Below are 14,093 nucleotides of genomic sequence, written 5' to 3'. Positions count from 1 at the left end.
CCAGGGCCTGTCGGACGACAGGCCCTAGACGTCGAGTTGGTCCGCCACGGCGCGCAGCAGGCCCGCGATGTTCGCTCCCTGGGCCTTGTCCGGATACCGGCCCCGTTCCAGCGTGGGGGTGATGCTCTCCAGAAGCGTCGTCAGGTCCTGGACGATCGAGGCCAGTTCGTCGGGCTTGCGGCGCTGGGCCGCCGCCACCGAGGGGGCCGGGTCGAGGACGGTGACCGAGAGGGCCTGGTCACCGCGCTGGCCTGCGACGACGCCGAACTCGACACGCTGGCCCGGCTTCAGTGCGTCGACTCCGGCAGGGAGGACCGATGAGTGGACGAAGACGTCGCCGCCGTCGTCACGGGAGAGAAAGCCGAAGCCCTTCTCACGGTTGAACCACTTGACCTGGCCGGTAGGCACGTCTGTCCTCGTCCTCATATGTGTTGGGGGCGCTGGCGCGCACAAAAACGGCTCTGGATAGCACTACAGCGGGTCGGACGACCCGCCGTCCCCAAGGCTAATGGTCCAGGGGCTGGTGACAAGACGTCGCCGGTTGGTTCCTGTCCGCAGGGAACTACCCTGGTGGAGTGACTGCTACTCCTTCATCACCCGCGGCTGAACCAACGGCTGAACCCACAGCTCAGCCCGTGCCGGAGCGACCGGCCCAGCAGGCCGGTCCCGGCGACCGGCTCGTGCGGATCGGCGCGATCGTCTTCATCGCCGGCGCGGTCGCCACTCTGGTCACCGTGGCCCCGCTGTTCCTCGGGACGGACCCGTTCCCCACCGTCGCGTACGCGCTCTGCATGCTGATGGGCGTCGGCTTCGTGATCGCGGGCGCCGGGCTGCTCCGGTCGATCGCCGCGCAGCGCCGTCAGGCCAGGTCCGCCTCGACCGCTGGCCCGGTGGCGGGACCGTCGGCCGGCACGCCGCCTGCCACGTAGGACCGCAGCCACCGCGGGAACGCCAGCAGATCCGGCAGCACCACGTCCGCGCCCGCCGCCCGCAGTTCCTCCTCGTCGCAGGGGCCCGTCGGCACCGCGACCGAGAGCGCCCCCGCCGTGCGGGCGCCCCGTACATCGCCGGTGTGGTCACCGACGTACACGCTCGCACCGTGCTCGCGCAGCGCCTCGCCCTTCGCCTCCGCCCACAGCCAGCCGATCACCTCGTCCGGCTCCACGCCGAGATGCGCGAGATGCAGCTTCGCGTTCGGCTCGTGCTTCGCCGTCACCACGATCGCCCGCCCGCCGAGCGCCTGAACCGCGGCGACGGCCTCGCGGGCACCGAGCATGAGGGGCGTCGGCTTGATCGCGTGTGTGGGATAGATCTCCCTGTACCGGTCACCCATCTCCGCGATGCGCTCGGCGGGGAACCAGTGCGCCAACTCCTCGTCGAGCGGCGGCCCGAGCCTGGTCACGGCGAGGTCGGCGTCGATCGGGACACCGGTCTCGGCGGAAAGTGCCAGGTAGGCGGCGTGGATGCCCGGCCGGGAGTCGATGAGCGTCATGTCGAGGTCGAAACCGACCGTCAGCGGAGGCGGGGTAGGGAGCGAGGCCGGAGGCGAAGTCATACAAGCATTGTGCATGGACCCCTCGGCCGGTCCGTGGCTTGATCCGGTGCATAGACTTAGCCAAGCCTTACCAAGCCTCGCCGCCATGCCCCGTCCCGGATCTCAGCCCGATCAGCCAGATCAGCCCGATCAGCGCCCCGTACCCGATTGGTCCCGATGCCAGCCGCCGCCCCGTCGACCCACCGCACCAGACGCGTTCTGGTCGCCCGCCGCATCGGCTGGACGGCCGCCGCGGCCGCGGCCCTGCTGCTCGCGATCCTGCTCAGCCTCGCGGTCGGGGCGCGCGCCGTCGCGCCGAGCGCCGTCCTCGACGCACTGCTCAACGGGGGTCACAGCGACGACGCCGAGGTCGTGCGGCAGTTGCGGGTCCCCCGTACCGTCATCGGCCTGATGGTCGGCGCCGCGCTCGCGCTGGCCGGTACGGTCCTCCAGGGCATCACCCGTAATCCCATCGCCGACCCCGGCATCCTCGGCATCAGCCAGGGCGCGGCGGTCGGTGTCGTCATGGCCATCGCGTTCGCCGGGGTGCACACGCTCACCGGTTACGTGTGGTTCGCGTTCGCGGGCGCCGCCATCGCCTCGGTGGCGGTGTACGCGATCGCCACGCGGGGCAGAGGGGGCGCGACCCCGGTCAAACTCGCCCTCGGTGGCGCTGCGATCAACGCGCTCCTGGTCTCGGTCACGATGGGCATCCTGACGACACGGGCCGCGGCCCTCGACGAGTTCCGCTTCTGGCAGGTGGGCTCGGTCGCGGGCCGGGACGCCGAACTGGTCGGCCAGGTCTGGCCGTTCCTCGTCGTCGGCACGGTGCTGGTGGTGTCCGTCGCACGCGGACTCGACGCGCTCGCCCTCGGCGAGGACGTCGCGAAGGGGCTCGGCCAGAACGTCGGAGCCGTACGCCTCGTGGGCGGCGTCGGCGCGACCGTACTCGTCGGGGTCGGTGTCGCCGCGGCCGGCCCGATCGCGTTCATCGGCCTCGCCGTCCCGCACATCGCGCGCGCGATCGTCGGCAACGACCACCGCTGGCTGATGCCGATGGCCGCGCTCGTCGGGCCGGTGATGCTGCTCGTCGCGGACGTGGTCGGCCGGATCCTGTTCCCGCCGGGCGAGGTACCCGCGGGCGTGATGACGGCGCTGCTGGGTGTGCCGTTCCTGGTCGCTCTCGTACGCAGGAAGGCGGTACCGGCGTGAGTACGACGAGTACGCCGAGTACGACGGCTGCCGACCGGAAGGCCGTCGGGGCGCACGCCGGGGTGCGGCCCGCCGGATACTCCCTCGTACGCACCCGGCTCGGCGCCCGGCGCGTGTCGTTCCTCCTGCACCGGCGCGCGGCGGCCGTCGCCGTCGTCCTGGTGCTGCTGCTCTGCCTCAGCTGTGTCGCCTACCTCAGCGCCGGGGAGAGCTTCGTCGCCCCCGCCGAGGTCCTGAAGGTGATCCTCGGACAGCCGTCGCCGGACGAACTGGTCGTCGGCACACTTCGGCTGCCGCGCATGGTGGTCGGTCTCCTCGTCGGGGCGGCCTTCGGAGTCTCGGGCGCGCTGATCCAGACCGTCGCCCGCAACCCGCTCGCCAGCCCGGACATCATCGGTGTCACGCAGGGCGCGAGCGTGCTGACGGTCTTCGCGATGACGTACGGCGTCACATCGTTCACCGTGCTGCCGTACCTCTCGGTCATGGGCGGGATGCTGGCCGCCGTGCTCGTGTACGTCTTCGCCTGGCGCGGCGGGCTGCACGCCACTCGCTTCGTCCTCATCGGCATCGGCATCGCGATCGCGCTGCGCTCGCTCACCACCCTGTTCATGACGAAGGGCGATTATCTCGTCGCCCAGCAGGCCCAGGTGTGGATGACCGGTTCGCTCAACGGCCGGGGCTGGGACGAGGCGGCGCCTCTCGGCTGGGTGCTGCTGATCCTGCTGCCCGCGGTGGCATGGGCGGCGTACGCCCAGCGCACGGTCTCGATGGACGACTCCACCGCGACGGCTCTCGGCGTACGCCTCGGGCACGTACGCCTCGGACTCGTCCTGCTCGGCGTGGTGCTGGCCTCCGTGGCGACCGGCACCGCCGGGCCGGTGGACTTCGTGGCGCTGCTCGCGCCGCAGATCGCACGGCGGATGACGCGTACGGCGCAGATTCCGCTGCTCTGTTCCGCGCTGCTCGGCGCGGTGATCGTCGTACTCGCCGACCTCTTCGCGCGCAAGCTGTTCGCGCCCACCGAGCTGCCCGTGGGGGTGCTCACGGCGGCGGTCGGCGCGCCGTATCTGATCTGGCTGATCATCAGCAGCCGTAGCGCGGGAGCGGGGAAATGAGCATGGGCATGAGCGGCATGAGCGGCATTGGCGGTTCGAGCAGGCTCTCGGCGCACGAGCTGACGCTCGCCTACGACGACCGCACGGTCGTCCACGAGCTCGAACTGGCCGTCCCCGACGGGCGGGTGACCGTGATCGTCGGCCCCAACGCCTGCGGCAAGTCGACCACGCTGCGCGCGCTCGGGCGGCTGCTGAAGCCGAAGAGCGGGTCGGTGCTGCTGGACGGCGCGGAGCTGGCGAGCATCCCGACCCGGAAGATCGCGCGGTCGATCGGCCTGCTGCCGCAGTCGCCGTCCGCACCGGAGGCGATCACGGTCGCCGACCTGGTCTCGCGCGGACGCCAGCCGCACCAGCGCTGGTGGCAGCAGTGGTCGGAGGAGGACGAGCGGGCCGTCACGGACGCGATGGCGCGCACGGACGTGACGGACCTGGCCGAGAGGCCGGTCGACGAGCTGTCGGGCGGTCAGCGGCAGCGCGTGTGGATCGCGATGGCGCTGGCACAGGAGACGGACCTGCTCCTGCTGGACGAACCGACGACGTTCCTGGACATAGCCCACCAGGTGGAGGTCCTGGACCTGGTCCGTCGCCTCAACCACGACCAGGGCCGCACGGTGGTGATAGTGCTCCACGACCTCAACCAGGCGGCCCGGTACGCGGACCACCTGGTGGCCATGAAGGAGGGCCGCATCGTCGCGGAGGGCCCACCGTCCGAGGTGGTCACGGCGGACCTGGTCCGCGAGGTCTTCGGCCTCGAATCGGTGGTGGTCCCGGACCCGGTGACGGGCTCCCCCCTGGTGGTCCCGGGCGCCCCGTACCGCCCGCGGGACGGGGCGGACGCGGCGTAGGGCCTGGCGGGCGGCGTCGCCGAGGGCGGGCCGACCGACCTCACGATCCGCGGGACGGGCCGGGTCGGGGAGCGCCCGCCGGGGCGGCGACGGCGACAACGCGGCAAGCAGGCGGGACCGTCGGTCGGCAGCGACGGACGGCACGTTGGTGCGCGCGATCGCGGGGACACCCCGGTGCCCGAAGGGCCCCGGGGAAGTTCGCCACTGCGGATCACGCGGCAAGCGTGCCCACCGGGGCGCACCCGCCCGGCAAGACCCACGAGGCACGCCCCCCGAGCCGCGTCGACGGCTACCGGCGAGTCGCCGAAGGCGGCATGACGCCGGTCATCGCAAGGACACCCGACCCCGGGCCCGAAGAGCCCCGAGTCAGTCGGCCACCGCCGGACCACGCGACAAGCGTGCCCACCGAGCCCGCGCGTGGGCCCGTCCCCTACCGCATCAGCGCGCACCGCGCCCCCTGCCGTCAGACCCGGCGGGAGCGCCACACCAGGAAGAGGGCCGAGCTGATCGCGGCCGCCTGGACCACCGTGGGCCAGGTCGCCGAGATCGCGTCTCCCGTCGCGCCCTCCGGGACCGACTCGCCCCAGCGTTCCGTCATACGGCCCCAGATCCAGACCCCGCCCGCGACCGCCGACGCGATCGGCAGCCCGAAGACCGCCAGTTTCGCCTCCGTGGGGGACAGGCGGCGGGAGGTGTACGCCAGGGCCCAGCCGAGCGCGAGCACCAGCCAGGAGGGGACGACCGCTCCCACGACGAGCAGCGCGGCGGCCAGCAGCAGGAACGGGTTGGTGAGCCGGAATCCGGCGCGGGTCTCGGCGTCGGTCTCGGCGGGGGGCGGCGGCTTCGCGGCGCGGCGCCGGAGCCGTGGCAGCAGGCCGCGGCGTTCGGGCGGCTCCGCCACCTCCTCCGCGTCGGCCTCGGCCGCCGCCTCCTTCTTCTCGGCGAGTTCCTCGGGCGTCGGCGGTGGCTTCAGTATCTCGGGGATCTCGACGCCGCCGACGAACCCGGAGACACCGGTCGCCCCCATCGGGCCCGGGTCGACACGCCACCAGTCCGGTTCGCTGCCGGACGGGCCGAGTTCGTGCGTGGGGGCCAAGTGCGGCGGGGACGCGACCGGTTCGGGGACCTCGGGTACGGACCGCCGCCTCTGCTTCGGCAGCGACGGCCCGTCCCCCCGCTCCTTCCGGGAGCCGCCGAGCCCGAGCCCCAGCCCGCGCCTGCCGCGCTGCTTCGGCAGGCTCGGCGGCTCGGGCCGTGCCTCGGGCGCCGGCGGCCGGGGGCCGAGGTCCGGCTCCCCCGCCGCCGCCCCGACCACCTGGTCCGGCGTGCCGAGCCGCCCCAGGATGCGGCGGACGGCGGCGGGGCTGTCACCGCCGAACCTCCCGCGCTGCTTCTCGATCTCGCCGCGCAGCTCGGAGACCAGTCTCATCCGTTCGCCGGAGGGCAACTGCCGTTGCTGGGCCACGTCTCCGACCCGGCTCAGATAGTCGTAGACGAGCTGGTCGCTCTCGATCCCCACACTGCCCTCCGCACATGCACGCGTACCTGCGGCCGATGGTGTCGCGCTCGTACCCGTACGTCCAGTACGACAAGGGCGGTCAGGGCCGGGCCGGCGGCCACGGCACCTCCGCCACGAGGGGCAGGATCACCTCCTCCTCGTAATCCAGGTGCGCGTTCAGCTCCGTTGTCATCTCCGCCAACTCCGCTCGGAACAGCGGAGGTTCGGCCGACCCGAGATCCGCCAGCAGCGCCACCAGCGCGTCCTGGATCCGCGCGACCGTACGGTGCTCGGCGCTCAGCCGGTCGAAGACGTCCGTCAAGTGCGGGTGGTACTGGGCGATCCCGGGAAACAGGTGCCCGTCCTCGCTGGTGTGGTGGAACTCCAGGGCCTGGCAGAACGCCAGGCAGCGCTGCCTGATCTGGAGCCCGAGACTCGGCGCCGGCGGCTCGCCGGGCCCCTCGTGCGCGGCGAGCGCCACGAAGTGCGCCTGGACGTCCGCCGTCACCAGCCTCAGCTGGGCGCGCAGATGGTCGTGTACCTCCAGGATCTTGTCCGCGAGGGTCCTGACCTCGCGAGGCACCTCCCCGGCCGCCGGCACCGCCGGCTCCAGCACCACGACCGGCAGGGTCCGGTCGGTCGCGGCCTGGTAGTCGCCGTACCCGGGAGCCTCCCGTACGACGTGCGCGAACAGCTCGTCGCGCCTGGCCCCTTCGGCCGGGACGGCGAGTGCCTCGAACGCGCGGGTGCCGATCTCCACGCGCACCGCGGGGTGGGCGAGCAGGTTGCGGTACCAGTCGGGGTGCGCGGGCGCGCCGAGGTTGGACGCGACGACCAGGAGCGAGTCGCCGTGGCGGACATAGCCGAGCGGGGTGGTCCTGTGGGCCCCCGACTTCGCGCCGGTGGTGGTCAGCAGGAGCAGGTCCGCGCCCTCGAAGGGGCCGCCGACCTTCCCCTCGTTGGTACGGAATTCCTCGGTGACGGAATCGTTGAACGACGTGGGCATACGTTTCTGGGTCTCCAGAAGATGAGGGCGGCCCTCGGACACGGGCCACGGCACGCACGAGGGTGCCGCGCACGCCGGAACCGGCTGCGAAGGATGAGAAAGCGTGAGAGTGATGCGGCGGCGTGCGGCGGCGCGAGTGCTTTCGCTCGCTCGCTACGTCACGTCGGTCGGATCAGGTACGGGTCGCGGAGTACGTACTCATGGCGGATCCCTTGAAAGAAGGGTGCTCGCCCGGTCACCGGCCCGCCCACTGCTCTTCGGCCGGCGCCACGCGGCACCGCGTCCATTACAGGCAACCTCCCGGCACCTGTCAACAAACCGGAGCCGCCACCACCGGCCCGCCCGGCGCCCGGCACTCCGGCCATCCGCCCCTCAGGGGCTAACGTGGGGCGGATGAGAATCAGCTAGCCGCCCCTGGAGGCGCACGTGTCCGAACGATCCGGCGGAACGCCCCCGCGTACGCTCGCGGAGGCCCTGCGCACCCGCGACGACGACGCGCTGGCCGCCCTCCTGCGCGCGCGTCCCGACCTGCTGAGCCCCGTACCCAACGACCTCGGCCAGCTCGCCACCCGCGCCGGCACCCGCGCCTCCGTCATGCGGGCGCTGGAGCGGCTCGACCGCTTCACGCTCCAGACCGCCGAGGCGCTGGCGGCCTCGACCGACCCCGCGCCGTACGAGGCAGTCCGCGCGCTCATGACCGGCGACGAGGGCGACCCGCGCGTCGAGGCCGCCCTGCCGCACGCCGTCGCTTCGCTGCGCGAGCAGGCACTGATCTGGGGCGCCGACGACCGGCTGCGGCTGGTCCGCACGGCCCGCGAGATCCTGGCGCCGTCCCCCAACCACCCCTCCCCGACCGGCCTCGGCCCGACCGTCGCCGAAGCCACGGCGGGGATGTCGCCGGGCCGGATCCAGGAGATCATCACCACCGCCGGGCTGCCCTCCACGCACGACCCGGTCTCGGCGGTCACCGCGCTGGCCGCGCTCTTCACCGACCGCACGCGTATGGCGGCGCTGCTCGACACCGCCCCGCCCGACGCGCTGAGCGTCCTCGACCGGCTGGTGTGGGGGCCTCCGTACGGCGAGATCACCTCGAAGCCCGCGCCGCCCGTGCAGTGGCTGCGCGACCACGGGCTGCTGCTCCCGACCTCCACGCGGACCGTCGTGCTGCCGCGCGAGGCCGCGCTGCATCTGCGCGGCGGGCGCGCGCACCGGCACACCGAGCCGGAGCCGCCGGAGATCCTGCCGCACCCCTCGACGTCGACGGCGGCCCCGTCGGCGGTCAGCCGTCCACAGGTTGTGGACAGCGCGGCGGCGGCGCAGGCGTACACCGCGCTCGCGACGGTCGAGGAGCTGGCCAAGGAGTGGAACGAGGGCGGCCCGAACGTCCTGCGCGCGGGCGGCCTCTCCGTACGCGACCTCAAACGCACCGCCGCGGCCCTGGACGTCACCGAGCCCGTGGCCGCCTTCTGGGTCGAACTCGCCTACGCGGCAGGGCTGTTGGCGGCGGACGGCGAGGCGGACGAGCGGTACGCGCCGACGCCCGCGTACGACCAGTGGCCCGACCTGCCCCCGGCCGAACGCTGGGCGCGGCTGGCCACCGCCTGGCTGGGCGCCACCCGAACATCCGGCTTCGTCGGCGGGCAGGACAGCAAGGGCCGTACGCTCGCCGCGCTCGGTCCCGACCTGGACCGGGGCGCCGCGCCGGAGGTACGGCGCCATGTACTGGACCTGCTCGCGAGCCTCCCGGAGGGCATCGCGCCCGACCCGGAGAGCGTGCTCGCCCGGCTGCGCTGGGAGCGCCCGCTGCGCGGCGCGGTGGCGGGCCGGCCGGAGGACCTGCGGGCGCGCATCGCCGCGTGGACGCTGAACGAGGCGGAGCTGCTCGGCGTGACCGGGCGCGGCGCGCTGTCCTCGCACGGGCGGGCGCTGATCGCACCGGACGGTGGGGCGATGGGGTCGTTCCCGAAGCCCGCCTCCCGTACGAGCGCCACCCCCGGGGAGTTGTCGGCCACCGGCCTGCACGCCGCCCGCGTGCTGGCGCCGCACCTCCCCGAACCTCTCGACCACGTACTCCTCCAGGCCGACCTCACGGCCGTCGCCCCCGGGCCGCTGCTGCGTCCGCTCGCCGAGACGCTGTCCGTGCTCGCCGACGTCGAGTCGCGGGGCGGAGCGACCGTCTACCGCTTCACACCCGCGTCCGTACGGCGCGCGCTCGACGCCGGGCAGTCCGCGTCCGACCTGCACGCGTTCCTCGCCGCCCACAGCCGTACGCCGGTGCCGCAGCCGCTCAGCTATCTCATCGACGACATGGCGCGTCGGCACGGGCATCTGCGGATCGGCGCCGCGTCGGCGTACGTGCGCTGCGACGACGAGGCCGTCCTGGACGAGATCCTGGCCGACCGGCGCTCCCACGGCCTGCGGCTGCGACGCCTCGCACCCACCGTCCTCGCGGCCCAGGCCGACCCCACGACGCTGCTGGACGGGCTGCGCACGATGGGCCTGGCTCCGGCGGCCGAGTCCGCCGAGGGCGACGTCCTGATCACCCGCGCCCACGCGCACCGCACGCCGCCGCGTACGCCCCCGGCCCCCGTCCCCGACGGCCCGCCGGTGCCCGCGCCGACACTGCTCGGCGCGGCGGTACGGGCGATCCGGGCCGGCGACCAGGCGTCGACAGCCGTACGCAAGACGCTCCCCGAACCGGCGGCGACGGCCCCGGCCGTCGGCGACCTGCCCCGCACGACCTCGGCCGAGACCCTGGCGACGGTCCAGGCCGCGGCGCTGACGGGCTCGGCGCTCTGGATCGGCTACGTCAACGCGGAGGGCACGGCGAGCCAGCGCGTGATCGCACCGGTACGGGTCGAGGGCGGCTTCGTCACGGCGTACGACCACACGGCGGACGAGGTCCGTACGTACCCGCTGCACCGCATCACGGGAGTCGCGGAACTGGCGGACGACCCGGCGTGACGCCTACTTCCGGGGCCGCCGCCCCGGGAGCGTCGCCTTCGGCCCGACGGCCTTCTTCTTCGGACGGGCCGCCTGCTTGGCGGCGGACTTCTTCGCGGCGGTTTTCCTGGAGGCCGGCTTCTTGGCGGGCGGGTTCTTGGCGGGCGGGTTCTTGGCGACCGCCTTCTTGTCGGGCTTCACCAGGGCCCGCACGCGCTCGGTCCACGGCACGCGCCCCGGGGCCGGGGCGGCCACACCCGCACGCCGGGCCTTCTTCTCCGCCGTCCGCTCGGCCCGCGCCTCCACGGAACGGAACCCAAGGGTGTGGAAGCGGTGACTCAACCGGCGCCCCAGCAGCAGGTACGCGAGGAACGCACCGGTCGTATTCATGATCACGTCGTCCACGTCGAAGGCCCGCCCCTCGACGATCGCGCCCTGCGCCAGCTCGACCACGGTCATCACGACCAGGGTCAGCGCCACGACCCGCAACATCCGGAACCTACGAGGCACCAGCACCGGCAACAACAGCCCGAACGGCGCGCCCATGAGCACGTTCCCGCCGACCTGCTTGCACGCGGCGAGGAACGTGTAGTCCTCGGCGTACTGCCGCAGCGAATGCCCCGGCCGCAGATTGGCCCCGGCGATCTCCGACGAGGCGGGCGACGGTGTGAGCGTCAACTCCGCGAGTACGGCGGCGAACCCGACGAGCAGCACGAGCGCGACGACAAGCACCACCACCCGCAACACGGCCCCACCCCACGACGTACGCCAGGTCGATCCATCCCCCGGGCGGGCACTCGCCCGCTGCCCGGTCCGTTCACTCTCAGCGGCCATAGCCCCCACTTGCCCCCACCGTGCGCACCTACGCACCGAGGTCCGCCCGGTGATCCGGCGGGCCTCGGCGGGGCGAGCAGGGGCCGGCCCGTCCGGGTGCGTGCCGAAAGCCGCGGCGATGCGCGACACTGGACGTTTGGTCGCGTGTCGTGGCCGTACGAAGGACGAAAGGGCGCAGTTGTGAATGGACCTCTCATCGTCCAGAGCGACAAGACGTTGCTGCTGGAGGTGGACCACGACCAGGCCGATGCCTGCCGTCGTGCCATCGCGCCCTTCGCCGAGCTGGAGCGTGCGCCCGAGCACATCCATACGTACCGGCTGACCCCGCTCGGGCTGTGGAACGCCCGTGCCGCCGGGCACGACGCCGAGCAGGTCATCGACGCGCTGGTGGCGTACTCGCGCTACCCCGTGCCGCACGCGCTGCTCGTGGACGTCGCCGAGACCATGGCCAGGTACGGGCGGCTCACGCTCTCCAAGCACCCCACCCACGGGCTCGTGCTGACCAGCACCGACCGTCCGGTGCTGGAGGAGATCCTGCGGTCGAAGAAGGTCCAGCCGCTGGTCGGGACGCGGATCGATCCGGACACCGTCGTCGTGCACCCCTCCGAGCGCGGGCAGATCAAGCAGACGCTGCTGAAGCTGGGCTGGCCGGCCGAGGACCTGGCCGGATACGTGGACGGCGAGGCCCACGCCATCGAGCTGGACGAGCGGGAGTGGTCGCTGCGCCCGTATCAGAAGCAGGCCGTCGAGGGCTTCTGGCACGGCGGGTCCGGGGTCGTCGTGCTGCCGTGCGGCGCGGGCAAGACGCTCGTCGGCGCGGGTGCGATGGCGCAGGCGCAGGCGACGACGCTGATCCTCGTCACGAACACCGTCTCCGCCCGGCAGTGGAAGCACGAGCTGATCAGGCGGACGTCGCTGACCGAGGAGGAGATCGGCGAGTACAGCGGTACGCGCAAGGAGATCCGCCCGGTCACGATCGCGACGTACCAGGTGCTCACGGTCCGCCGTAAGGGCGTCTACCCGCACCTGGAGCTGTTCGACTCGCGCGACTGGGGCCTGATCATCTACGACGAGGTGCATCTGCTGCCCGCGCCGGTCTTCAAGTTCACGGCCGACCTCCAGGCGCGGCGCCGGCTGGGGCTGACGGCGACGCTCGTACGGGAGGACGGCCGCGAGTCGGACGTCTTCTCGCTCATCGGGCCGAAGCGCTTCGACGCGCCGTGGAAGGAGATCGAGGCGCAGGGCTACATCGCGCCCGCCGACTGCGTCGAGGTACGCGTCAACCTCACCGACAGCGAGCGCCTGGCGTACGCGACGGCCGAGCAGGAGGAGAAGTACCGCTTCTGCGCGACGACGGCGACGAAGCGCAAGGTGACCGAGGCGCTGGTCCGCAAGCACAAGGGCGAGCAGACGCTGGTCATCGGCCAGTACATCGACCAGCTGGACGAGCTGGGCGAGCATCTGGATGCCCCGGTGATCAAGGGCGAGACGAGCAACTCGCAGCGGGAGAAGCTGTTCGAGGCGTTCCGGCAGGGCGAGCTCTCGGTGCTCGTCGTGTCGAAGGTCGCGAACTTCTCCATCGATCTGCCGGAGGCGACGGTCGCGATCCAGGTGTCGGGCACGTTCGGCTCACGTCAGGAGGAGGCCCAGCGGCTGGGCCGGGTGCTCCGTCCGAAGGCGGACGGCCACGAGGCGCGGTTCTACTCGGTGGTCGCCCGCGACACGATCGACCAGGACTTCGCGGCGCACCGCCAGCGCTTCCTCGCGGAGCAGGGGTACGCCTACCGCATCGTGGACGCCGACGAGTTGCTGGCCGGCAGCTGAGTCGCCGCGGGCCGGAGGGAGCCGGCGGGCCGGAGCCGCGGCACGCTCCCGGGCGGCGGCCCCTGGCCGGCCGCACGGCGGCAGCGCCACCCCGCGTACGCGAGGAGCGCGAGCGCCAGCAGCGCGTACGGCGACGCCAACACCTGCTGCCACCAGGCCAGTTGAAGCTCCGCCCCGCCCTCGTGCGGTACGAGCCGGAAGGTCCGCGCCGCGAAGACCAGCGCGACCGCCGACGCCGTACGCAGGCGGCCTTCCGCGAGCAGGACCGCCAGCAGCGGGACGCACCACACCCAGTGGTGGGACCAGCTGACGGGCGAGACGAGCAGCGCCGTCAGCGCGGTGACGAGCACGCCCCACGTGTCGAGCCCCGCCCGTCCGACGGCTCTGCGCGCCAGCCACAGACCGGCGAACGTGGTGACGACGCAGGCGACCGCCCAGCCGACGCCCGGCTCGGTGGTGTGCAGGGCGCGGGCGAACAGCCCTTGCAGCGACTGGTTGTCCGCCGCCCATCCCTCGCCCAGGCGGCCGGTCTCGAACACCCGCAGCGTCCAGAAGTCGAGGCTGGCCCCTGGGAGTACGAGCGCGCCGAGCAGCATCGTGCCGATGAGCGACGCGAGGGCGGTCAGCCCCGCGCGTACGGACTCGGCCCGGCCCGTGAGCAGCAGATAGGCGATGAAGAGAGCCGGGGTCAGCTCGACGCCCGCCGCGATCCCGAGGACGAAGCCCTTGCCGAGGGCATGATCGGGCCTGGTCAGGTCCCAGAGGACGAGGCAGGTCAGCGCGAGGCTGATCTCTCCGAAGAGGAGGGTCCGCAGGACGGGTTCGAGCCACAGCCCGAGGGCGACGAGCACGGGGATGCCCAGCAGGACGGGAGCCAGTGCGACCGCGGGAACGGGCGAGGGGACGGGGGTGACAGGGGCCGAGGCGTGGTGGAGCCGCCCGGCGAACCGCCAGGACAGCCGGACGAGGAAAGCGAGAAGCAGCACGTTGGCCACGACGACAACGGCGTTGAGCGTGGCGGCAGGCAGCCAGGTGACCGGGACGAACAGGATGGAGGCGAACGGCGGAGAGGTGGCGGGCGGGCGCCACTCGGTGACCACGAAGCGGTCGACGACAGGGATGGGCTCGGCGAACCGGTCGAACTGGGCCGGGCAGAACACGGCAAGTGAAGCAAGCGCGGTCAGCGACACGGCGAGTGCGCCAACTGCGAGAAGTGACCGGACAGTCACGGTCGGGTACGTCACGGCCGCGACACTAGCCGATCAGCCCCCGGAAAGACGTT

At 72.8% G+C, this 14,093-nt stretch carries 12 protein-coding genes; 6 read left to right on the top strand and 6 right to left on the bottom strand.

Annotation, left to right across the window (positions count from 1 at the left end; all coding sequences use genetic code 11):
* Positions 1–24: 24 nt before the first annotated feature.
* On the bottom strand, positions 25–408 hold the full coding sequence (locus ACIBBB_RS24540) for a cold-shock protein (RefSeq protein WP_023540819.1): 384 nt from the start codon (positions 406–408) through the stop codon (positions 25–27).
* 227 nt (positions 409–635) lie between these two features.
* On the opposite strand from ACIBBB_RS24540, the gene ACIBBB_RS24535 reads away from it, so the two are divergent.
* A complete protein-coding gene (locus tag ACIBBB_RS24535; protein WP_398985390.1) occupies positions 636–929 on the top strand; it encodes a hypothetical protein in 294 nt (97 codons plus the stop codon).
* Here the strand turns inward: ACIBBB_RS24535 and ACIBBB_RS24530 are convergent.
* Positions 860–1,555, bottom strand: a complete 696-nt coding sequence (locus ACIBBB_RS24530) for an HAD family hydrolase (RefSeq protein ID WP_398985388.1) — start codon at positions 1,553–1,555, stop codon at positions 860–862. The two genes, ACIBBB_RS24535 and ACIBBB_RS24530, sit on opposite strands and share 70 nt — an antisense overlap.
* A 156-nt stretch (positions 1,556–1,711) precedes the next feature.
* On the opposite strand from ACIBBB_RS24530, the gene ACIBBB_RS24525 reads away from it, so the two are divergent.
* From ACIBBB_RS24525 to ACIBBB_RS24515, 3 genes are all read left to right on the top strand, one after another.
* The gene (locus ACIBBB_RS24525; RefSeq protein WP_398985386.1) at positions 1,712–2,746 is read left to right on the top strand and encodes a FecCD family ABC transporter permease; all 1,035 of its coding nucleotides are present in this window, start codon (positions 1,712–1,714) and stop codon (positions 2,744–2,746) included.
* Positions 2,747–2,808: 62 nt separating this feature from the next.
* Entirely contained in the window at positions 2,809–3,861 is a 1,053-nt protein-coding gene (locus ACIBBB_RS24520) for a FecCD family ABC transporter permease (protein WP_398985598.1), read from the top strand.
* A gap of 8 nt (positions 3,862–3,869) precedes the next feature.
* Positions 3,870–4,706: an ABC transporter ATP-binding protein gene (locus ACIBBB_RS24515; RefSeq protein WP_398985384.1), complete on the top strand. Its 837-nt coding sequence runs from the start codon at positions 3,870–3,872 to the stop codon at positions 4,704–4,706.
* Between the two features lie 463 nt (positions 4,707–5,169).
* Here the strand turns inward: ACIBBB_RS24515 and ACIBBB_RS24510 are convergent, their stop codons facing one another.
* Both ACIBBB_RS24510 and ACIBBB_RS24505 read right to left on the bottom strand, forming a co-directional pair.
* Positions 5,170–6,225, bottom strand: a complete 1,056-nt coding sequence (locus tag ACIBBB_RS24510) for a hypothetical protein (RefSeq protein ID WP_398985382.1) — start codon at positions 6,223–6,225, stop codon at positions 5,170–5,172.
* 79 nt (positions 6,226–6,304) lie between these two features.
* Complete coding sequence (locus tag ACIBBB_RS24505; protein WP_398985380.1) at positions 6,305–7,210, bottom strand: nitroreductase/quinone reductase family protein; 906 nt, start codon at positions 7,208–7,210, stop codon at positions 6,305–6,307.
* Between the two features lie 426 nt (positions 7,211–7,636).
* Between ACIBBB_RS24505 and ACIBBB_RS24500 the strand changes: the two genes are divergently transcribed.
* Positions 7,637–10,174, top strand: coding sequence for a helicase-associated domain-containing protein (locus ACIBBB_RS24500; protein WP_398985378.1), 2,538 nt, complete (start codon positions 7,637–7,639; stop codon positions 10,172–10,174).
* A gap of 3 nt (positions 10,175–10,177) precedes the next feature.
* On the opposite strand, the gene ACIBBB_RS24495 is transcribed toward ACIBBB_RS24500, so the two are convergent.
* Positions 10,178–10,900: a VanZ family protein gene (locus ACIBBB_RS24495; RefSeq protein ID WP_398985377.1), complete on the bottom strand. Its 723-nt coding sequence runs from the start codon at positions 10,898–10,900 to the stop codon at positions 10,178–10,180.
* Between the two features lie 267 nt (positions 10,901–11,167).
* On the opposite strand from ACIBBB_RS24495, the gene ACIBBB_RS24490 reads away from it, so the two are divergent.
* Positions 11,168–12,811, top strand: coding sequence for a DNA repair helicase XPB (locus ACIBBB_RS24490; protein ID WP_398985375.1), 1,644 nt, complete (start codon positions 11,168–11,170; stop codon positions 12,809–12,811).
* Here the strand turns inward: ACIBBB_RS24490 and ACIBBB_RS24485 are convergent.
* Positions 12,769–14,055, bottom strand: a complete 1,287-nt coding sequence (locus tag ACIBBB_RS24485; protein ID WP_398985373.1) for a glycosyltransferase 87 family protein — start codon at positions 14,053–14,055, stop codon at positions 12,769–12,771. The genes ACIBBB_RS24490 and ACIBBB_RS24485 overlap by 43 nt on opposite strands.
* Positions 14,056–14,093: the final 38 nt, after the last annotated feature.

The organism is Streptomyces sp. NPDC051217, assembly GCF_044455465.1.
Lineage (GTDB): Bacteria > Actinomycetota > Actinomycetes > Streptomycetales > Streptomycetaceae > Streptomyces.
Note: the sequence above shows the minus strand (reverse complement) of the source record. Positions and strands in the feature narration are given on the sequence as shown.